Here is an 18,436-nt window from a genome sequence, read left to right on the forward strand (position 1 = left end):
AACGACGGCCTCCGGCCGGCGGCCTGGGGGCGCTACACCAACCTTCCCAACCAAGGGAAAACAGCGCGCACACTTTCAAACACTCGTGTACCGTACCGTTAAACAGCGGCACATAGAACAACGGGCCCACACATAATGATTCGCCGTAGAAGTTCTATACCGCCCGAAGGAACGGAAGACGATCATGACCATCGCTCGCACCCACGGACTGGTGAAGAAAATCGCCGCGGCAGTCGCCCTGACCGGCGCACTCGTCCTGGCGCCCGCCACCCTGACAACCCAGGTGGCCCAAGCCGACGTCGGCCACAGCACCCGCGGTGATTCACACCCGGGTAACGGCACATACAACGACACCCATTCGATTCCCGCCGATACCAGCAACCGCAGCGAGCCGGTGCACGCGATCCCCGCACATCGCAGCGAGACCTACGACGGCGACGGAGTCTTCCACGATATCTGCGCGTACAAGCCGTACTTCTACGCCTGTAGGTGAGCCGGATGCGGCCTTACCCTGATCCCGGTTCCCGGCGCCGGCCCCGCCGACCGGCGCCGGCCCGTTCGGAATCGACGGCGGCGGCCAGCTCGTCCGGAACATGACCGGCGATCTCGCGGCGCGAGCCGATGAGCAACTTCTGCCGGATACTGGCGACCTGTGCGTCCACGGTGCGCACCGAACTCCCCCGCCGCTCGGCGATGGCGCTGTTCGTCCAGCCCGCGGCGGCCAGCACCGCGACCGCGCGTTCGGCCGGTGACAGCACATCCCAGCGCTCGGGACCCGGTACGGCGGGCACCACGACCGGGTCCGCCACGATCGGCCAGCTGTGCCGGAGATATTGCTGAACCATCGTGCTGCCCGGCCGGTACTGCCGGCCGCGGCGTTCGGCCGCCGCGACCTCCCCCGGCCCCATGATCGCCGCGGCAACCGCCGTCGCCCGGCGCACACCCCGCGCCATCATCGGGACTCGTTCGACATTGATACCCATCGAGCGGTGGCAAGCTCGGAAAACACCGGCCAGCCACGCCAGTTCACCGGCCCGCGCGTACACGGCGGCCGGTGTACCCACCGCTGCGGGATCGCCGGACAGCACATGAGTGAGCACGACCATGCATACGCCGACCGACCACGAGGCCTTCCAGGTATCCCCGACGGCGAACCGCCCGGACACCACCGCGTACGCCGGTTGCAGTGCCGACGCCGGCTCGGCCGACCGTGCCAGCGCCAGCGCGCGCGCTACCTGGGCCCAGTGCACCGAGAGCGCCGATTCCACGGCCAACGAACGGTCCAGGTGCGCGCGGGTGTACGCGTCGGCCTGCGCCGGCTCACCGAGCATCGCCGCCGCCAATGCGGTGAACACCCGGGCGCGTTCGATTCCGATCCGGTCCCCCAGCTCGGTGAACTTACGGTCCGCGCGGTCCAGCACTGGCACGGCACGGGGGTCCAGTTGGAACAGCATGAGTTCCAGGCCCCTTATCCATTCCACCGAAGGCGGCAACCCGATATCGGTTTCGGGATCCCGGCGCCACGAATCGTCCCCGGCCCGCCCGGGCAGCCATCCGGCCACACAGTCGTTCAACAGCCGGCCGGCACGCTCGCTGTCGCCCTCCCACAGGCTGAACCAGCCCAGCAGTGCGGTGGCACGGACCCGGTGCGGGTTGTCGGTACGGTCCCGCGTGACCTCGAGCGCCGCGGCGGTCAGCCGGGAGAGCGCACAACTACCGCCGTTCACGAACGGCACCCAGACCGACAACAGCACCGAAGCCGTTTCCAGACCGATCAATGCCTCGCCGGGATCGGCCAATCCGGTTTCGATTCCGATCAAGATATCGTCCCACGAGGTGCGCGCCCAGGACAGCCACGTTTCTTCCTCGGGTCCATACCAGCGCGAACGGGCCTCGGCCACCCGATCCCGGTAGTACCGCCGGTGGCGGCCGGCCAGCCGTGCCGATTCGCCCGGATCGCGCCGCAGCCGGTCACCGGCGAAAAGGCGCACACTCTCCACGAGATACCAGCGCACACTGTTCTCGGTGCGGAAGGTGGAGACCAGTGAGCGTTCGGCCAGCCGCTCCAGTAGTGGCGCCACCCGCTCAGGCGGTAACAGCTCGTCGGCACAGACCGCGGCGACGGCATCCAGTTCGACACCGTTGCGCTGCGGTTCCACCCCATCGGTCTCGTATCCGGCTGCGAAGACCGACATCCGGCACAGCAGGAGTTGCTCATCGGCGGAGCACAGATCGAACGACCAGGCGATCACATCGAAAACACCGCGGTGGCGCCGCTCACTGCCCGATCGGATGCTCTGTGACCAGCGCATCCGCTGATCGTCGGCGCCGCCGGTGAGTTCGGCCAGCACCATGGCCGGCGGCTGGTGCCGAAGCCGCGCCGCGGCCAGCCGGATGAGCAGCGGAGAATGCTCGACCCGGCGGCAGATGCGGCGCACGATCGCGAGCTGGCCGGGTTCGTCGGATACGGGGCGACCGGTGAGTTCGGCACGCTGGCGGAACAATTCCAGCGATTGCTCCGGAGACAGCGGCCCCACCGCGACGAGGTATTCGTCGGCCCAGCCGATGGGTTCGCGGCTGGTGGCCAGAATCGTCAGGTCCGACGTGCCGGAGAGCAGGTCGATCACCACCCGGCCCACCGCCGCCAGCACGTGTTCACAGTTGTCCAGGACCAGGACGGCGCGGTCGCCCCGTACACCGGTTCGCCCGGGCACCCCGAGATCGAACGAGCACGGGTCGCTGATATCGGTGCGTACCACCGACCGCAGCACGTTCTCGGCCGAATTACCGCAGTCCCGGTCGAGTTCGGCCAGCCGGGCCCAGTACACGGGGCGACCCGGATCGATCCGCCGCAGCGCCTCGGCAGCCAGCCGCGTCTTACCGATACCGCCCGGACCGACAAGCGTGATCAGCCGCGCCGCCGGCGAGTCCAGCAGGTCGTGTAGGCGTGCGAGTTCCCCTTCCCGACCGAAGAACTCGGTCGCGGATGCGGCGGGTACCGCACCATCCGGGTAGATCACCACCATAGAGACGTAAATTAGTGCACGCGGAGGTCGGCCGTGCGGCGAACCCGTTCATTTACGGTTACCTGAGGTTGCGCTCAGGCGTAACGCTCAGCACAGCATCCGTTCCGGATGCCGGTAATGCATCTGTACCACCGCACTGTCGAAGGTCAGGACATCCACCAGACACAGTCCGGTGGTGTCGACCGGTGAGCGGAACAGCGGCACCCCGTCCCCGAGCAACATCGGATGGACGAACAGGCGGTATTCGTCGACCAGATCGTGTTCGATGAACGTTGCGGCCGTTTCGGCTCCGCCGAGCAGGACGATGTTCTGCCCGGCGGCTTTACGGCGCCGCACCTCGGCAACGAAGCCGGGGCCGAGGACCTCGGTGTTCCAGGACGGATCCCGGAGCGTCCGGCTGACCACGAGTTTGGGAATCGCTCGCCAGAACCGCGCGAATTCCACATAGAACGGCGAAACCGGGGTGAGATCGGCGGTCGGCCAGAATGCCGCCATGATGTCGTAGGTCTTACGCCCGTACAGCAGAACGTCGGCCTGCCGGAGTTCACTCAGGTACCGGGTACAGAGTTCCTCGTCGACGACCGGCCAGTGGACCGCCTCGTCGGGGCCCTCGGCGAACCCGTCGAGGGATATCTGCATCCACAGCGTCACACTTCCCATTGCCCATGCCTCATCTACCGCGTCGGGACCAGGCAGCAGATTGTGCCCGTACCGCGGGAACCGCGCATCGGTATCGGCCGGAAACATACTTAGGTATATGGACGCCGGCAGTCTATGGGTATATCGACGCGGAAACTGGAGCGCCACCGCCGAATGTACCGTCACCGAACGAAACATCGCCACATTCGTTCCCAGCGCGGAGAAGAGGGCAATAGGCCGGATTCAGCTGTCGGCAGGCAGTTCGGACAACTCGCTGTCACTTTCGATGTAGTGCGCGACGAACCGGTTGACCAGGTCGGCGGCCGCCTTTCCCGGTAGCGTCCGCGCCAATTGGAGCTGACCGGTCAGCTCCGCCAGATCCGCGGCGTTCTGCTCCGATTCCCGGTACTTCTGCCAGGCGGTGCGATGGAACAGATCGACGAACCGGCGTGCCATCCGGTCACAATCGGACCGCATCCGTTCCAGTTCGCCCAGAACTTCCGCGTCGGGCACCCCTGCCGCCGCCAACTGCTCGGCCATCCGGATGAGCTGCCGATCGGCGGGCCGATAAGTGGCGGCATCCACCGGCTCGTACAAACCGATGGCCACGATCCGCGCCAGCCCGTTGGGTACCGACGCGTACCGTTCCTGCAGCTCGGTCGCCGGAATGGTATCGGGAGGCGGAGCCGGTACCCCGGCCGACGGCTCTCCGGGTTCCGCACCGCCGAGCAACGCGCCGACGCCGAGGATATCGCCCAGATCGTCACCGCGGTCCCACGCGTTGAGCAGCTCCTTGATGCCGTTGAGCTTGATCCCCCTGTCCAGCAACCTGCTGATCGTGCGCACGCGATTGAGGTGATCGGGACTGTAGTAGCCTGTCCGCCCCTTTACCTGCGGTGGGGGCAGAACCCCCCGTTCGTGATAAACCCGCAGGCTGCGCACGGTCGTACCGGCGGCGCGCGCCAGTTCATCGATCGTGTACTCCACACCAGCAGCCATACATCAAGGAAACCACATCGAAACGATAACCAGCCGCGCTGGACACAACCGAAACGTCCGATTCGTCCCGAGTTGGCCGAGGATTCGTCAATTAGTTGCTCTCCGACCGGCGGTACGTTGGGCATGGGTGCGTCGTTCGTCTTCCGACATGCCGCCCCAGACGCCGTACGGTTCACCCACCGCCAGCGCGTAACTGCGGCAACTGTCCAGCACCGGACAGGCGTCACAGATCTGCTTCGCCCGGCGCACCCGGGCGGCGCGAGCCCGGCCGCGCTCGCCCTCGGGATGGAAGAACACCGTCGATTCCAGACCGCGGCAGGACCCGAGCAGCTGCCAGTCCCATACCTCGGCGGCTGGGCGCCGATACGGGATCACGGTGGCCATATAGAAACTCCTTACCCGCAATTTTGTAGGCCAGCCTAATTACTCCCCACCTTTGGGAATCGACTTTCCGAGGGCGTCTCGCGGCTTCCCGGCAGTGGCGAATCCGGTTTTCACCCGACTCGGCGAAACAGTCTTATTCTGCGGATATGAGCGAGCTACCGGGGGCACGGATAACCGTCGGGGAGCGCGAACGCGCGTTGCGGGAGCTCGCCGAACATCTGGGCGCGGGCCGGTTGACACTCGACGACTACGAGGACCGCGCCGTGGGGGGGCCCCCCCCCCCCCCCCCCCCCCCACGCCGGGCTGTGGCCGCTGGGACAACCGGATTTTCGTACCGGCACCGCGCCGGTACGCCCGGCCTTCGCGAACGCCCGCGCCGGTACGAATCGGCCCGCGCCGTATCGCGACAGGCAGCCGGACCCCCGTTCCGATTCGCACTACGCTCTCTCGGAGTACCGGATTCACATTCCGGCCGAAGCGAGGGGGTCGCCGATGCGACAAGTGCTCAGAGGCGTGGTGCTGTCTCTGCTAGTGGTGCTCGCCGGGGCTACGCACGCAGGCGTGGCGACGGCGCAGGATCCCGGCCGGCCGGTGGTGAAGGTCGGTACCGAAGGCACCTATCCGCCGTTCTCGTTCCACGATCCCGGCAACCGGCAGCTGACCGGCTACGACGTCGACGTGATCCGGGCGATCGCCGACCGGGCCGGATGGGAACTCGAATTCGTCGAAACACAGTGGGACGCGATCTTTCCCGCACTGGATTCCGGCCGGATCGATGTCATCGCCAACCAGGTCTCGGTCAACGACGAGCGCCGGGCGAAGTACGGGCTGTCGGACACATATACCTATTCCCGCGGCGTGATCGTCCGGCGCACCGGCGACGAGCAGATCCGGACCCTGGACGATCTGGCCGGGCGCACCACCGCGCAGTCCAGCACCAGCAACTGGGCCCAGGTCGCGCGGGACGCCGGCGCCCGTGTCGAAGCGGTCGAAGGGTTCGCACAGGCGGCAGCGCTGCTCACCCAGGGGCGCGTCGACGCGATCGTCAACGACAACATCGCCGTGCTCGACTACCTGGCCAGTACCGGGGCCACGGATATCGAGATCGTGGGCGACGCCGGAGCGGAGACCAGCGAGCAGGTCCTCGCGTTCCGCAAGGACGACACAGCGTTGCTCGACCAGGCGAACCGGGCGATCGCCGCGCTGGCGGCCGACGGCACGCTCGCCACCATCTCCCAGAAGTATTTCCGGGCCGATGTCTCGATACCCGACGGCGGCACCGCCGACCTGTCCGAGGGACGCGGCCCCCGCAGCACCTGGGAAGTGCTGCAGGGGGCGGCGTGGCCGATGTTCGTCGGGCTGGTGAAGGTGACGGTCCCGCTGACCGCGCTGAGTTTCGCCATCGGGCTCGTGCTCGCGCTGCTGGTAGCGCTGGCGCGGATATCGTCCTATCGGCTCCTCGCCGGTCCGGCCCGCGCGTTCATTTCGATCATTCGCGGTACGCCGCTGCTGGTGCAGTTGTTCATCGTCTTCTACGGGCTACCGCAGATCGGGTTGAAGTTCGATCCGTTCATCGCGGCGGTGATCGCGTTCAGTCTCAATGTCGCCGGCTATGCGGCCGAGGTGATCCGGTCGGCGATTCTGGCGGTGCCGAAGGGTCAGTTCGAGGCGGCGGCGACGGTCGGGCTCGGGTATGCGCAGACGCTGCGTCGTATCGTCCTCCCGCAGGCGACCAGAACGGCGGTGCCACCGCTGTCCAACACCCTTCTCTCCCTACTCAAGGACACCTCGCTGGGCTCGGTGGTGCTGCTCACCGAACTGTTCCGGGAGGCCCAGCTCGCGGCGGCCGAGAGCAATGACTTCCTCGCGCTGTACACGTTCGCCGCGCTGTACTACTGGGTGATCTGTGTAGCCCTCTCCGCCGGACAGAAACGACTGGAGACCCGACTCGACAGGTATGTGGCCAAATGACCGACACCACTGAGCACAACGCCGAACCTGCCCGAATCCGGGTGCGGGGCCTGGAGAAATCCTTCGGCGACCGACAGGTGCTGCGCGGTATCGACTTCGAATCCCGGCGCGGCACCTCGACCGTCCTGCTGGGCCCCTCGGGATCGGGCAAGACCACCGTGTTGCGCTCCCTCAATGCACTCGATATCCCCGAGCGCGGGGTGGTCGGCATCGACGATGTCGAGGTCGACTTCGCCCGGCTGCCCCGCGGCCGGGCCGGGCGCCGGGAGGCGAGCCGGCTACGCGCCCAGAGCGGAATGGTTTTCCAGTCCCACAACCTGTTCCCGCACCGCACGGTGCTGGAGAACATCATCGAAGGCCCCGTCGTCGCCCAGCAGCGACCCCGGGAGGAAGCCGTCGCCGCGGCCCGGACCCTCCTGGAGCAGGTGGGGCTCGGTGACCGCGCGGACGCCTATCCCTTCCAGCTTTCGGGCGGCCAGCAGCAGCGCGTCGGGATCGCCCGGGCGCTGGCCCTGAAACCGCAGGTGGTGCTGTTCGACGAGCCGACCTCGGCGCTGGACCCCGAATTGGTCGGCGAGGTGCTCGCGGTGATCAAGGATCTGGCCGCCCAGGACTGGACGATGGTGATCGTGACCCACGAGATCCGTTTCGCCCGGCAGGTAGCCGACCAGGTCCTGTTCCTCGACGAGGGAGCTATCGTCGAACGCGGCCCGGCCGACCAAGTGATCGGCGAACCCGGGGAAGAACGAACCCGCCGCTTCCTGAAACGCGTACTAGACCCTGGCTGACGGTTATCGGCGGGACAGGCGCCTCGGTCCCGCGACACACGGACGGTCCCAGTGTGGCGAGAGACCGACGCCTGGAGTCGTCCCCGGTCTCCAGCGTGCGTGCATGCAGGGCGGCGGAATTATGCCGATAAGCCAGCCCGCTGTGCAAGGTCCCGGCCGTCCCACCGGCTCCCCATCGAACGCCTCTACCTCCACCCCCGAACCAAGCGCCGGCGCTAGATCAACTCGAACGCCGATCGGATTGCCGCGGTCAGATCCGGCTCAGCGTCGGCGTGAAGGTAACCGAGCAGGCGGCCGAGGGCGTCTTTCGGCACGGTCACGATGTTGTCGCAGGACACCACGCTGTCATGCTCCAGCCCGTTTCGAGGGCCCACGGGCAGCTCAGTGGACAGACCCCGGATGGTGCTGGTGATCGGAGCGACGGTGACCCGCGCCAGGTAAGGGCGTACAGCGTCGCGGGTGAGCACCAGGACAGGGCATGTCTTATCCAGCCGCGCGAGGTGAATTGCCCTCACTCTAGATCATCCATAGGCGTGCTCGCCGCATAGGTGGCGAGTGCGTCCATGTCGTCATCGACCAGGGCGCCGGCGAGAATCGCGGCGTCACGCTCGGCGGTCCTGCGTAGCCGATCACGCTCTAGAGCCTGCTCGATGATGGCAGCGCGGCTCGGCGCCGCGCCACTGGAGACGGTGCGGTCGAGGTAGCGCACTGTGGCATCGGTGAGCCGAACCGATATCTGAGTACTCATCCCATAATGGTACCCGTTTCGGGATTCATGTCGTCGGGGTGCTGAAGTTGCAAGGATGCGCCGCCTACGACGACTCGGACGCCAGCGTCATCGCCTCCTCGAACGTGCCTCTCCCTTGAAAGAGACTTTCGGCTGGACTGAGGTGCACTCCGCCGTCACGGCCGGGCCGCGTTGCGCTGCATCCGGCGGCGGGCACACTGGGAGGATGATCCCCGCCGGGGCTTTCACTCCGATTACCCACCCAGCCGTACCGCGTGAGCCCATTTGCCACGCACCAAGCGGGACATCACCAGGCTCAAGTATCTTTCTTGCCGCATACATATATCAACGAAATAACGTCCACAGGCCCTTCTTTGCCGAGTTCAGAAACATCGTCCAAGTAGGGTCGGCCTGCCTCCGAATCGGTATCTATTCGCTTGACGAAAACCCTGCAGTCATCGCCGTCGAACTCACCATGAGCTACCCAGTTGTACCGTGGAGGACCTTCGACCTCCCGGATCCAGTAGATATCCAGACCAGGAGCAGAAATCCTCTCGGTAACGTGTTCGTCCCGAGGCCCTGCGTACACGGTCTCGATCCCGTTCTCGTCCACTCTGCGCTCATAGATTTGTTCATATCCGGGTATTACTGTCTCGTCGGCGTGTCGACGTTCCGGCGACGGCCGAACTGCAACGAAAAAAAGAATGACGCCCACAGAAAGCACCAGAACAACGAGGAAGAGCACCCACTTCCCTTGCCCGGATCGGGAAATTATCGGCAATTGTACGCTCCATCCATCAGGTCCGTAGCGATCTTCCAATTTTCATTCGTCATATTGATGTAGTTCTGCCCGTGGGTTCCCACTTCGCCCGCAGTGTTGTAATCGCCCAGAAAACTTTCGGCATTGTAACCTAAAGCAAGGTATTCATTGTGCGAGTACTGTTCGGTGATATTTTCATTCACCACTCCCGACCAGTCGGAATCAATCCTTTTCAGGCTGTAGGCCACGGCCTTGATAGCGAGGGAGTCATCCTCGGTCATATCTTGCCAGGTCGCGTTTCCGAAATCTTCGGGATATTTCGACTTGAGTGCGTTGAAAGTGTCCTCTTTGATATTCGCCAGTCCTAGTGACATACCCACCCCGTCGTCGATCAGCTTGCGTGGGCCGTTTCCCATTTCTCGCACTTGATCCCACCAGTGCGAACCGATACGGTCCTCGATCCAGGTATCCGATCGTTTTGCACCTTCGTTGTAGAGAACGGTCAATACCAGGCGCGGATCGACACCCGCCTGGTTGCCGTATTCGACCGCGTCCTGAATCCAGCCCTTCACCCGGTCGTTGACTCCCCCGAAGTCTTGCTCACCCTCCGGCTTCAGCGCGCATTTCACCGGACCGGAGTTCCAGGTGGCGCGATTGGCCAGCTCGTCTATCGGCGACTGGGCGATTTCTTCCAGCTTGGCCTGGATTGTGGGCAGAGCATCGGTGTCGGGGAAATTCGGCTGTGCGGTCACGGCGTAGAGGTCATGACCGGACACCGCAGCCGCGAGGGTCGCCGCGCCGGTGCGAGCCGACTCGGTGAAGATCTCACCGGAGCATGCGATCAACACGGCCGCGTCGAGTGTCGACGCCGATGCCGCCGCATCGGGGAATGCGCCGGGGACTGTGCCCGACAGGCAGGATCGGAAATCCGCCAGGCTTGTTTCGAAGCCACGCACTGCTGTGGTGAAACCCTTCGCAGCGGCCCCGACAGCGTTCGCGCCGTCTCGCAGGATCGTGAGATCATCGAGGATGTCGGGTGCTTCCGGTGCGCGAACCGAAGCGAAGGTTCCGATCAGATTCTGTAGCCTACTTCCCCCGCCGGAGCAGGCATTGTGGTCGGCGAACGCTTGCCATGCCGCCGCGGCTCTGCCGAGGGCGGCCGTGTCGCCCTCAGGGATCTGGGTGTTGTTCTGTCTCAGCGCGGTGAGCAGCTGGTCGGCGAGCGCGGCCGGTTGAGCCGTGAGCCCACGATCGTGTGTCGTATAAGGGGCGGGCTGGGCGTCCGGTATCCCGACACGGGCAGCGTCCATCTTCTGCCCCACGCGCGGCGGCGGCATCGCCGGCTGCGGCCCCTTGTTCGGATTACGGTCGGCGTCGTAGTTCGCCGCCGCCCAGTTGTAACCGGCCAGGTTCAACATATCGCTGAATGTGAGCAGCGCGTTCCCGTACGACACGACGGTCGCGATCATATGGTCGGCGACTCTACGGTATTCACTGTTCCAGTGGCCGGCGACATGGTCGTTGCCGCCCATACCATAGGTATCGGCCAGCTGAGGAACGAGAACCTGCGTGACCGCATTGTCGAGGGTGCCGTACTCGGTGAGAAGTTCTCGCGCGCATGCGTAGTAGACCTCGGGGTCCACCTGAATGGGGGGTGCCATGAATGGTTGCCTCCGAAGGTCGTCGGGCCGGATCAGCGGCGGCGGAAGATTCCGGCATTTGCAGTGGCAGCATTTGTGTAACTGGTATGCGCCGCTGCCGCGGATTTTTCCAGGTCGGTCACGCTGTCCCGGATGTCCTGCACTTCCCTGCTCCAGTCCCTATGGGCATCGTTGAACGCCGTCGCGGCCAGACCCGACCACGATGGGTCCATCCCTCGAATATGCGATTCCAGGCCGGACAGACAATCTTCCAGAAAGCCCTGGTATCCGCGCAGGCGTGCGGTCAGGTCGTCCAGTGCGGCCGGGTCGACAGCGAATTCACCGGTCATCGTGGCTACTCCTCGATCCGAGCGTCGGTGGTCACAGATTCAGACTGGATACGGCGGCTGCGGTGGAGTCGTCGGTCTCGACATAGTTGTCGGCGGTAATTCCGAGTTTTTCCGCCAGTTCGAACAATTCGTTCCACACGACCTCGGAACTGTCGCGCATCTCGGCCCACGCCGCGCGATACGAATCGGCTGCCGTACCGGTCCAGGAACCCAGGAGTGTTGTCACGTCCAGATCCAGCGTCGATGCTCCCGAGCGGAGCTCGGTCGCAATACGATAAGCGACACGACCGATGTTCCTGACCTCCTCAGGAACTACGGATAGCCCACTATCCACCACGCCGCTACCCCCATCGATCAAACTTCAGTCGTCCTGCGGGGGTGCTGGAGACACGCGCGAACGAAGTACAGCATACCGGCCGAAGCCGTCCAGAGAACCGCAGCGGGAGTGCTTTCCCAGCACACCGGTACGTCAGGGACCGGTCTCTGCGTAGGCGAGGGCATGGGTCCGTTGATAGGTAACGTTCGGGCGGCGGCACCGACGTACCATGCAGTGCGGATACGGAGGCCGAGTCACCACGCGCTCGGGATCGCGCACAGGGGCGGCGGCCGCCGGCGGATCGTCATCGATCTGCCCTACGACGAAGGCCCGCGCACCCCGATCGAAGACGCCAATCGCATGCGCGGGCTGCGGGAACGCCAGCAGGACAACCCGGCGCGCACCGTGGCCTGGCTGCCCACCCATCTGTCCGAGAAACGCCGCGCCGATTTCGGCCGGCTCGTGGTGATCGACAAAGCGCTGGCCGACGAGCGCCGGTTCGACACCCAGTACGCCCAGCACCTCAACGCCGATAATCGCGCTGCCGCGAAACAACTGTTGCAGTCGCAGCACGAAACCCTGCGCGGCCAGCTGAAAGCCGCTTTCGAACAGGCCTACGGCCTGGCCGAGAAAATCGATGTCACCACCGAAATCGAACAGCACTTCCATCCGCTACCCGAGGCAGAGGGGCTGACGCTCCCCATCGGTCAGTCGATGCGCGAGGGGATTCGCGATATAGCCAGGAAGCTGATGGCCCACCAGTTCCCCGATCACCCGGATCTGGACCCGGAACGCACCTGTTCCGCGGTCCGCGCGGCAGATACGAAAACCGTGCTCACCCAGAGCCGTTCAGCTGCGGAATCGCGAGACGGGCGCGTGGAGGTGCCCGCGAAGGACCGGGCGCTGATGCGCCGACTGGCCACGGCACCCTCGGCGACCGGGTATGTACCGAAGAATGGAACGGGCTCCCTCCGTTCGACGCAACCGCCGCCCCCATCTTGCGAAATCTCCTCGCCAACGGTTACCTCGACGAGGACGGCGGGCTACTGCATATCGGGCCTGCCGCCGAGAAACGCTTCGGCACCCGGCACTTCCTAGAGCTCACCGCCGCGTTCACCGCCCCACCCCAGTTCACTGTGCTTGCCGGCCGTCAGGAGGTCGGAGAAGCGGATCCCAGCATGCTCACCGACGACCGTCCAGGTGCCCGACGTCTGCTGCTCGCCGGGCGCAGTTGGCAGGTGGGCTACATCGATTGGAAGCGACGTCGGGTGTTCGTCGAACCCGCGGACGGCGGGGGCATCGCAAAATGGTCCGATCGAGGAATCCGCGGACTCTCGTTCGAATTCACCCGCACGGTACTGCGCGGAGCTGATCCTCCTGTCGACCTCACACAGCGAGCGACGGCCAGGCTCGCGGAACTGCGCGCCACCCGGTCCGGCACGATCGACGGTGGGGCGACAGTCGTCTACTTCGAGCCCGCCGCAGCGCGGTGGTGGACATGGGCCGGATATCGGGCCGATGCCACGCTGGCCACCGCACTGCCGACAGTTACCGCAGGACACCGACCGGACGATTTCGGCATTACGCTTCGACCCGACCTCACTGCCGAAGAATGGCGAATTTTCCTCACGACAGCACGCGCCGAACTCCCGGATCTGGAACTGCCTACCGCTGATAGGCAGGCTGTGGACGGACTGCAGTTCTCCGATGTGCTCCCACCCGATCTCGCCGCGGCGACCGCCTCCGCTCGACTCGCCGATCTCTACGGCGCACGCCGAGTGTTGAGTGAGTTATGTGCGGTTCATCCGCATCGCTCGAGCGTTCACACGGAGTCAACTCACTCCTACCCGCATCCCATTCCGTCGAGCGGCCCCGGCCGACCAGACGATCGGCGAGCCACGGGAGAACTAACAACCCGCTTCCCGAAACGCGTACTCGATCCCGGCTGCCGGGTTACCCATCGCCTACATCGGCATCGGCAGGTCAGCCCGCACACCGCCGTGCAGCAGTATTCGCGACGCCTGCAACCTCCGGCGAGAGTCGTTGCGAAGACGCCGCGCTCATACCCGCGTATCGCAAGCGGGCTGACAGTTCGGCACCACAGAGTGAGGCGAGTCTGGCCAGGGCTTCCTAGCATCGGTCCTGCCGAGCCGATGGAGGACGAAATGCACAGCAGAATCGAAACTTTCGGCGCTGTATGCGTCGCGGCCGCACTGACTGTGTGCGCATGCGGAACCGGGAACGACCTGGGTACCACCCCTACCCGCGGCTATGCCGCCGTACAGGATGTACTGCAGCGGCTGACCACCGTCGACGGCGCACCGGGGGCCTTGCTCGAAGTACGCGATGGACACGGCAGAACGGTTCTGACCAGCGGTGTCGCCGATATCGAGACCCGTGCGCCGATGGCCGGCGACAGTAGGTTCCGGATCGGCAGTATGACCAAAGTCTTCGTGGCCACTGTGGTGCTGCAACTCGTGAGTGAGCACCGGGTAGCGCTCGACGCGCCGATCGAGCAGTACCTGCCCGGAACGATCCGGGGCAACGGCCACGACGGAAACGACATCACCGTGCGGCATTTGCTCCAGCAGACCAGCGGGCTGCCCGACTATCTGGACCATCTGACCCCGGAGCGGATTCTGCGGAACCCACTAGAACACCATGATCCACAGGAACTGGTGCACATCGCGCTGGCTCATCCTCGGCTGTTCCCGCCGGGCACCGACTGGGATTACTCCAGCACGAATTATCTGCTGGCCGGCCTGCTCATCGAGAACGTGACCGGCCGGCCCTACGGGGAGGCGGTCGGTCGGCGCATCATCGAGCCACTCGGCCTGCGCGACACCTCCGTTCCCGGAAGCGAACCGAGCATTCCGGGCGATCATCCGCGTGGTTACGGCAGGCAGGGAAACTCCGGTCCGATCGACCTGACCGAGTTCAGTCCGTCCAGCGCGGGCGCCGCCGGGGCGATGATCTCCAGCGCCGCGGATGTGAACCGATTCCTCGACTCGCTCGTGAACGGCCGCCTGCTGCCCCGGCCCGAACTCCAGGCGATGATGACGACCCGGCCGACCGGCAATTCCCGCAACGCTGCCTACGGGCTGGGTTTGCAGAGCACGCCGCTGCCCTGCGGAGGGTCGTCCTGGGGCCATTCCGGGGAGATATTCGGCTTCCAGACGATCGGCGCGACCACGACAGACGGCCGGAGCGCGACGGTGATGGCCAACCTTTCTCCCGGTGCGAGCGACGCACAGGACGCCGATATTCACACCGCCCTCAGCGCGGCGTTGTGTGCGAGTAAGCCCTAGCCGCCTCGAAAACAGCGGAGTCCACTCGAGATCGGCCGTATCGCCGTCGACGCGGGCCACCTCGCCGGCCTCGTCATGCCCTCGGCCGCGCCCACGCCGTCCATATCGACCTCCGGCACTGCCACCGCCCCGCCGCCGCACAGTTCCGCAAGCCGCCCCAGGCAATGGGGCGCTCACGTCTGCCCGCACTTGCTCGGAGCACCCCGCCCGTAGTCGTCTAGAACAGTTCAGGTGTCGCCGGTGGCATATCGTCGAGAAACGAACTCACCATCGGTACCAGCACCGCCGACTCCCCGCTGATACCGATATGCGATGTCGCGGGTAGAATCACCAAGCGCGCAACCGGTGCCTTCTGCAGCATCCCCGAGGCCGCCGCTTCTTCGTCACCGCCCCCGCGCAACGTGAACATCCGCAAGGCATGCTCCGGTTTCACGCCGTCCGCATCACCGACTATCACCATCGTCTTCGCCGAAATCGAACGCATCTGCGTGTCACTGATGTTCTGGTCTTCGATATTCAGCACTTTCATCTTTTCGACATAGGCGTCGAATGCCGTGGGGTCCGGCGTGTGCTCCCGGAACGCCTTTTCGACAGCTGTACCGGCGAAGGCTGACGCGTCGAGACCCCCGATGCCCTCCAGCACCGAGGGATACCAGCCGTCCCGGCGGAAGGTGGCCGACATCGGAACCAGCTTGCCCACGAGCATCGGATGGCGAAGCGCGAGCTGCAGCGCGACCCCGCCACCTTGCGAGTAGCCCATGACATCCGCGCGCTCGATATTCAAGGCGCGCAGTAATTCCGCCGCATCGTCGGCGAATTGCTCGTACGACATAGCCCGCGCAGTATCCGAAGTGCGGCCGTGCCCTTGCTGATCGAAGACGATCACTGCCCGCTCACCCGCGAAACCGGATACCCACGGCGTCATCGAGTCGGTGGCCATGAACGCACCGGGTATGAGCAGCAGCGGAGGTGTTGTCGAATCGCCGAGCTCTCCGTGTACTTCGTAATACAAGCTCAGACCGTTGATCGGCAGGTGACCACTGCGCGAAGGCTTCGTTACCGTCATTTCGCGCGTCCCCGGGAACCGGCGGCGCTCGCGGGCCCCGCAGTAGCGTCTGCCTCCGGACCGTAGAGCCGGGCAACGTCAGGAGAGTCGAGCCACTTGGAGTAGGTGGGCGATTTCGGCCACCCGTCGGGTGAATCCTGCCATTCCTCCTGGCGACCCCACGGCAGGATATCGACCAACGCGAACGTGTAGCTGAGCTGCTCGGTACCCCGGCCGTTGGTGTGCCAGGTGCGGTAGACCTTGTCGCCGTCGCGGAGAAACACATTCACCGCGAACCCCCCGCCGGGCGGTGCGTCCACATCGGCGCCGAACGAACTCTCCGACGACGAATACCAGTCCATCGTATTGCCGACCTTCGTCTTGTAGGCCAGCGCCTCGTCGATGGGTCCGTTGGTGACGATGACGAAGCGGGCGTCGTAGTTGTCGAGCCAGCCCAACCGGACATACTGCGATGTGAGCCCGGTACAGCCGCCGCACTGCCACTCCGCGCCGTCGGACCACATGTGGTTGTAGACGATGAGCTGAGAGCGCCCGTCGAAAACGTCGACCAGCCGGACCGGGCCGTCCGGGCCGATCAGTGTGTAGTCCGGGAGCTCGACCATCGGCAGCCTGCGGCGTTGCGCGGCGATCGCGTCCAGTTCACGGGTGGCGGCCTTCTCCCGCTTCCGCAGGTCGTCGAGCGCGGTCTGCCAAGTCTGCCGGTCGACGATCGGTGGCAGGGCGCCGGCGGTGTGCTCGGTCATGATTTCCTCCAGAGTCCGGATGGATCTGCTCTGGAGGTATCGACCGGGTACGAACCCAGAAATCATCGGTCCCGGGGCCATCTACGATAATTTTCTGCCCCGGCCGCTGCCGCTCGGCATCGACGTGGCGTTCGTCGGAGAGGCTGACAGCTACGACGCCACGGTAACGATCACCGTCAAGAGATAGAGAAAGGCCGTGGTGGCGATAGCGGCGACCAAACCGATTCCGAAGCGTCTGGGCTTCCCCCGAAAAGCGCATAACACCACCGCGAGAACGAATTCGACACCGTACATTGCGGCGAATAATACGCTCAGTATCGGGAAAACAGTGACGGGCACAATATTGATGAACATGAGCAGGAGTGCGGTGATCCACGATGAACTTCCGAAATCGGCTCGCGGAAGTTCCGGGTGAGTGTTCCCCTCGTGAGCGGTCACGTTATTCCGCCATCGCTAATGAAACCAACGAGATCACTACTCCCGAAAACAGCCACAACGCAGTGGTGCCTGTAGCCGCTAGAATCAGTCCTCGGTTAGATCCCCATCGCCACCGCACAACGGCCGTCACGGCCGAGCCAAAGGCCGCGACGATGAAATATGAAACGGTTGGAATCGCCCCGTAGTCCGGCTCTCGGATGTCGTGCAGACTCACCAACAGGACAACCTGCACTATGAACAAACCTCCCGAGGCGAGGGTCGCCGTACGCCAGACGTCACCGTCGTGATCGATCGACCGCCTCATGCCACACCCGGAGGCAGAGTTATGGGCGGAACGGTCGGCGGCGAATCTACTGGACCGAACGAAACAGATGGCATTTCACCACCCGGTATGGGAACGTCGTATTCGAGATTCCAGCCATCGGGTTCGTTGAAGTCCCTGAACGCTTCACCACCTCGCGGTCCCACGTCATGATGGAAAGGCAAAGATCGACTTTATCTCCGATATCGGGTATTCCATATCACGAACTGCACCGGTACAAGCTGCGCCGAGGTCGTCGTACGCAGTGGCAATTGCCCGTATCTGGGCCTGATCCCTATCCGCCCTGTCACCGGCCGCCCTCGCGGCATCGCCTTCCCAGCGCAGATCATTGTGGATGGCGTTGTACATCGAGTCCGCCGTCTTCAATATCGCATCAGCGATACCTTCGGCACGAGTGGCGATGGCTGCTAGCCCCGACAGATCGAGTGCACGCACCTCACCAGGCGTCGCCATTACCGGATCCCCGCATTGATGTCCCCTGCCGCGGCGAGCCGGTTGGCTACATCCTCATCGGCGCCATTGAACGAGTCGGCAGAGACCATCAGTAGAGCAGAAAACTGATTGTATCTCGCCTTCAGCACATCCTTCGCTCGTGTACTCGCGGCGTTCGACTTCGACAATGCCGCGCCGACAGCGGTCGATTTCAAACTATTTGCCACCGGATCCGCATCCAGACGTGGCGCCCTGTCGATCTCGAGTGTTAGGAGCGCCAGCGATCCTGCGGTAGCACGCAGAGACTCCGGGTCGATTTCAAGCGGCATGGATTCCCCCTTCTGGCAGCTGACATGAAGGTATCACGCGTCATTCCGGTTTAGCTTCCTTCTGATCGAGGCGTATCCCGGAGCCTCGGTCTGTCCGAGGCGCCGCTCCGATTCACGGTCCGGCACCATAGTGTTCCTGCACGCCGACAATCCGGATCGGAACGGCCGATCCAGACAACACCGACGTAGCCGAACTGC

20 protein-coding genes are annotated in these 18,436 nt (G+C 64.6%); 6 read left to right on the forward strand and 14 right to left on the reverse strand.

Annotation, left to right across the window (positions count from 1 at the left end):
* Positions 1 to 184: 184 nt before the first annotated feature.
* The gene (locus tag QH195_RS04085; RefSeq protein ID WP_280422970.1) at positions 185 to 493 is read left to right on the forward strand and encodes a hypothetical protein; all 309 of its coding nucleotides are present in this window, start codon (positions 185 to 187) and stop codon (positions 491 to 493) included.
* Positions 494 to 506: 13 nt separating this feature from the next.
* On the opposite strand, the gene QH195_RS04090 is transcribed toward QH195_RS04085, so the two are convergent.
* From QH195_RS04090 to QH195_RS04105, 4 genes are all read right to left on the reverse strand, one after another.
* Positions 507 to 3,026 (reverse strand): ATP-binding protein, encoded by a 2,520-nt coding sequence (locus QH195_RS04090; RefSeq protein WP_280434362.1) that lies wholly within the window; start codon positions 3,024 to 3,026, stop codon positions 507 to 509.
* A gap of 87 nt (positions 3,027 to 3,113) precedes the next feature.
* Positions 3,114 to 3,686 (reverse strand): dihydrofolate reductase family protein, encoded by a 573-nt coding sequence (locus tag QH195_RS04095; RefSeq protein WP_280422972.1) that lies wholly within the window; start codon positions 3,684 to 3,686, stop codon positions 3,114 to 3,116.
* Positions 3,687 to 3,908: 222 nt separating this feature from the next.
* On the reverse strand, positions 3,909 to 4,664 hold the full coding sequence (locus tag QH195_RS04100) for a MerR family transcriptional regulator (protein ID WP_280422973.1): 756 nt from the start codon (positions 4,662 to 4,664) through the stop codon (positions 3,909 to 3,911).
* A gap of 87 nt (positions 4,665 to 4,751) precedes the next feature.
* Positions 4,752 to 5,048, reverse strand: a complete 297-nt coding sequence (locus QH195_RS04105; RefSeq protein WP_280422974.1) for a WhiB family transcriptional regulator — start codon at positions 5,046 to 5,048, stop codon at positions 4,752 to 4,754.
* A gap of 492 nt (positions 5,049 to 5,540) precedes the next feature.
* On the opposite strand from QH195_RS04105, the gene QH195_RS04110 reads away from it, so the two are divergent.
* Both QH195_RS04110 and QH195_RS04115 read left to right on the forward strand, forming a co-directional pair.
* Positions 5,541 to 7,019 carry an ABC transporter substrate-binding protein/permease gene (locus tag QH195_RS04110; RefSeq protein ID WP_280434363.1) on the forward strand — a complete coding sequence of 493 codons (1,479 nt, stop codon included), beginning with the start codon at positions 5,541 to 5,543 and terminating at the stop codon, positions 7,017 to 7,019.
* Positions 7,016 to 7,807 carry an amino acid ABC transporter ATP-binding protein gene (locus QH195_RS04115; protein WP_280422353.1) on the forward strand — a complete coding sequence of 264 codons (792 nt, stop codon included), beginning with the start codon at positions 7,016 to 7,018 and terminating at the stop codon, positions 7,805 to 7,807. Before QH195_RS04110 ends, QH195_RS04115 begins: the two co-directional genes overlap by 4 nt.
* Before the next feature lie 215 nt (positions 7,808 to 8,022).
* On the opposite strand, the gene QH195_RS04120 is transcribed toward QH195_RS04115, so the two are convergent.
* From QH195_RS04120 to QH195_RS04145, 6 genes are all read right to left on the reverse strand, one after another.
* Entirely contained in the window at positions 8,023 to 8,322 is a 300-nt protein-coding gene (locus QH195_RS04120; protein WP_280434364.1) for a type II toxin-antitoxin system PemK/MazF family toxin, read from the reverse strand.
* The gene (locus tag QH195_RS04125) at positions 8,319 to 8,555 is read right to left on the reverse strand and encodes an antitoxin (RefSeq protein ID WP_280434365.1); all 237 of its coding nucleotides are present in this window, start codon (positions 8,553 to 8,555) and stop codon (positions 8,319 to 8,321) included. The genes QH195_RS04120 and QH195_RS04125 overlap by 4 nt, the downstream gene beginning before the upstream one ends.
* Before the next feature lie 295 nt (positions 8,556 to 8,850).
* The gene (locus QH195_RS04130; RefSeq protein WP_280434366.1) at positions 8,851 to 9,279 is read right to left on the reverse strand and encodes a hypothetical protein; all 429 of its coding nucleotides are present in this window, start codon (positions 9,277 to 9,279) and stop codon (positions 8,851 to 8,853) included.
* 26 nt (positions 9,280 to 9,305) lie between these two features.
* On the reverse strand, positions 9,306 to 10,955 hold the full coding sequence (locus QH195_RS04135) for a hypothetical protein (RefSeq protein WP_280434367.1): 1,650 nt from the start codon (positions 10,953 to 10,955) through the stop codon (positions 9,306 to 9,308).
* A gap of 32 nt (positions 10,956 to 10,987) precedes the next feature.
* On the reverse strand, positions 10,988 to 11,284 hold the full coding sequence (locus QH195_RS04140) for a WXG100 family type VII secretion target (protein ID WP_280434368.1): 297 nt from the start codon (positions 11,282 to 11,284) through the stop codon (positions 10,988 to 10,990).
* Positions 11,285 to 11,315: 31 nt separating this feature from the next.
* On the reverse strand, positions 11,316 to 11,621 hold the full coding sequence (locus QH195_RS04145) for a WXG100 family type VII secretion target (RefSeq protein ID WP_348537340.1): 306 nt from the start codon (positions 11,619 to 11,621) through the stop codon (positions 11,316 to 11,318).
* Positions 11,622 to 11,834: 213 nt separating this feature from the next.
* On the opposite strand from QH195_RS04145, the gene QH195_RS04150 reads away from it, so the two are divergent.
* Both QH195_RS04150 and QH195_RS04155 read left to right on the forward strand, forming a co-directional pair.
* Positions 11,835 to 12,698 (forward strand): hypothetical protein, encoded by an 864-nt coding sequence (locus QH195_RS04150; protein WP_280434369.1) that lies wholly within the window; start codon positions 11,835 to 11,837, stop codon positions 12,696 to 12,698.
* The gene (locus tag QH195_RS04155) at positions 12,599 to 14,908 is read left to right on the forward strand and encodes a serine hydrolase domain-containing protein (RefSeq protein ID WP_280434370.1); all 2,310 of its coding nucleotides are present in this window, start codon (positions 12,599 to 12,601) and stop codon (positions 14,906 to 14,908) included. The genes QH195_RS04150 and QH195_RS04155 overlap by 100 nt, the downstream gene beginning before the upstream one ends.
* A gap of 217 nt (positions 14,909 to 15,125) precedes the next feature.
* Here QH195_RS04155 and QH195_RS04160 read toward each other — a convergent pair whose 3' ends face one another.
* Both QH195_RS04160 and QH195_RS04165 read right to left on the reverse strand, forming a co-directional pair.
* Positions 15,126 to 15,974: an alpha/beta fold hydrolase gene (locus QH195_RS04160; RefSeq protein ID WP_280434371.1), complete on the reverse strand. Its 849-nt coding sequence runs from the start codon at positions 15,972 to 15,974 to the stop codon at positions 15,126 to 15,128.
* Entirely contained in the window at positions 15,971 to 16,717 is a 747-nt protein-coding gene (locus tag QH195_RS04165; RefSeq protein ID WP_280422349.1) for a DUF899 domain-containing protein, read from the reverse strand. The genes QH195_RS04160 and QH195_RS04165 overlap by 4 nt, the downstream gene beginning before the upstream one ends.
* A gap of 19 nt (positions 16,718 to 16,736) precedes the next feature.
* Between QH195_RS04165 and QH195_RS04170 the strand changes: the two genes are divergently transcribed.
* On the forward strand, positions 16,737 to 16,904 hold the full coding sequence (locus QH195_RS04170) for a hypothetical protein (protein ID WP_280434372.1): 168 nt from the start codon (positions 16,737 to 16,739) through the stop codon (positions 16,902 to 16,904).
* Between the two features lie 720 nt (positions 16,905 to 17,624).
* Here the strand turns inward: QH195_RS04170 and QH195_RS04175 are convergent.
* Both QH195_RS04175 and QH195_RS04180 read right to left on the reverse strand, forming a co-directional pair.
* Entirely contained in the window at positions 17,625 to 17,930 is a 306-nt protein-coding gene (locus QH195_RS04175; protein WP_280434373.1) for a hypothetical protein, read from the reverse strand.
* Positions 17,930 to 18,238 carry a hypothetical protein gene (locus QH195_RS04180; RefSeq protein ID WP_280434374.1) on the reverse strand — a complete coding sequence of 103 codons (309 nt, stop codon included), beginning with the start codon at positions 18,236 to 18,238 and terminating at the stop codon, positions 17,930 to 17,932. The genes QH195_RS04175 and QH195_RS04180 overlap by 1 nt, the downstream gene beginning before the upstream one ends.
* Positions 18,239 to 18,436 lie beyond the last annotated feature (198 nt).

The organism is Nocardia carnea (assembly GCF_029868855.1).
In the GTDB taxonomy this organism is placed as follows: domain Bacteria; phylum Actinomycetota; class Actinomycetes; order Mycobacteriales; family Mycobacteriaceae; genus Nocardia; species Nocardia carnea_A.

Bases quoted from the DNA above. Each gene is read 5' to 3' on its own strand.
- QH195_RS04160 (WP_280434371.1), bottom strand. From the start codon at position 15,974: ATGACGGTAACGAAGCCTTCGCGCAGTGGTCACCTGCCGATCAACGGT.
- QH195_RS04125 (WP_280434365.1), bottom strand. From the start codon at position 8,555: ATGAGTACTCAGATATCGGTTCGGCTCACCGATGCCACAGTGCGCTAC.
- QH195_RS04115 (WP_280422353.1), top strand. From the start codon at position 7,016: ATGACCGACACCACTGAGCACAACGCCGAACCTGCCCGAATCCGGGTG.
- QH195_RS04095 (WP_280422972.1), bottom strand. From the start codon at position 3,686: ATGGGAAGTGTGACGCTGTGGATGCAGATATCCCTCGACGGGTTCGCC.
- QH195_RS04085 (WP_280422970.1), top strand. From the start codon at position 185: ATGACCATCGCTCGCACCCACGGACTGGTGAAGAAAATCGCCGCGGCA.
- QH195_RS04135 (WP_280434367.1), bottom strand. From the start codon at position 10,955: ATGGCACCCCCCATTCAGGTGGACCCCGAGGTCTACTACGCATGCGCG.
- QH195_RS04105 (WP_280422974.1), bottom strand. From the start codon at position 5,048: ATGGCCACCGTGATCCCGTATCGGCGCCCAGCCGCCGAGGTATGGGAC.
- QH195_RS04165 (WP_280422349.1), bottom strand. From the start codon at position 16,717: ATGACCGAGCACACCGCCGGCGCCCTGCCACCGATCGTCGACCGGCAG.
- QH195_RS04100 (WP_280422973.1), bottom strand. From the start codon at position 4,664: ATGGCTGCTGGTGTGGAGTACACGATCGATGAACTGGCGCGCGCCGCC.
- QH195_RS04140 (WP_280434368.1), bottom strand. From the start codon at position 11,284: ATGACCGGTGAATTCGCTGTCGACCCGGCCGCACTGGACGACCTGACC.
- QH195_RS04090 (WP_280434362.1), bottom strand. From the start codon at position 3,026: ATGGTGGTGATCTACCCGGATGGTGCGGTACCCGCCGCATCCGCGACC.
- QH195_RS04170 (WP_280434372.1), top strand. From the start codon at position 16,737: ATGGATCTGCTCTGGAGGTATCGACCGGGTACGAACCCAGAAATCATC.
- QH195_RS04110 (WP_280434363.1), top strand. From the start codon at position 5,541: ATGCGACAAGTGCTCAGAGGCGTGGTGCTGTCTCTGCTAGTGGTGCTC.
- QH195_RS04180 (WP_280434374.1), bottom strand. From the start codon at position 18,238: ATGCCGCTTGAAATCGACCCGGAGTCTCTGCGTGCTACCGCAGGATCG.
- QH195_RS04175 (WP_280434373.1), bottom strand. From the start codon at position 17,930: ATGGCGACGCCTGGTGAGGTGCGTGCACTCGATCTGTCGGGGCTAGCA.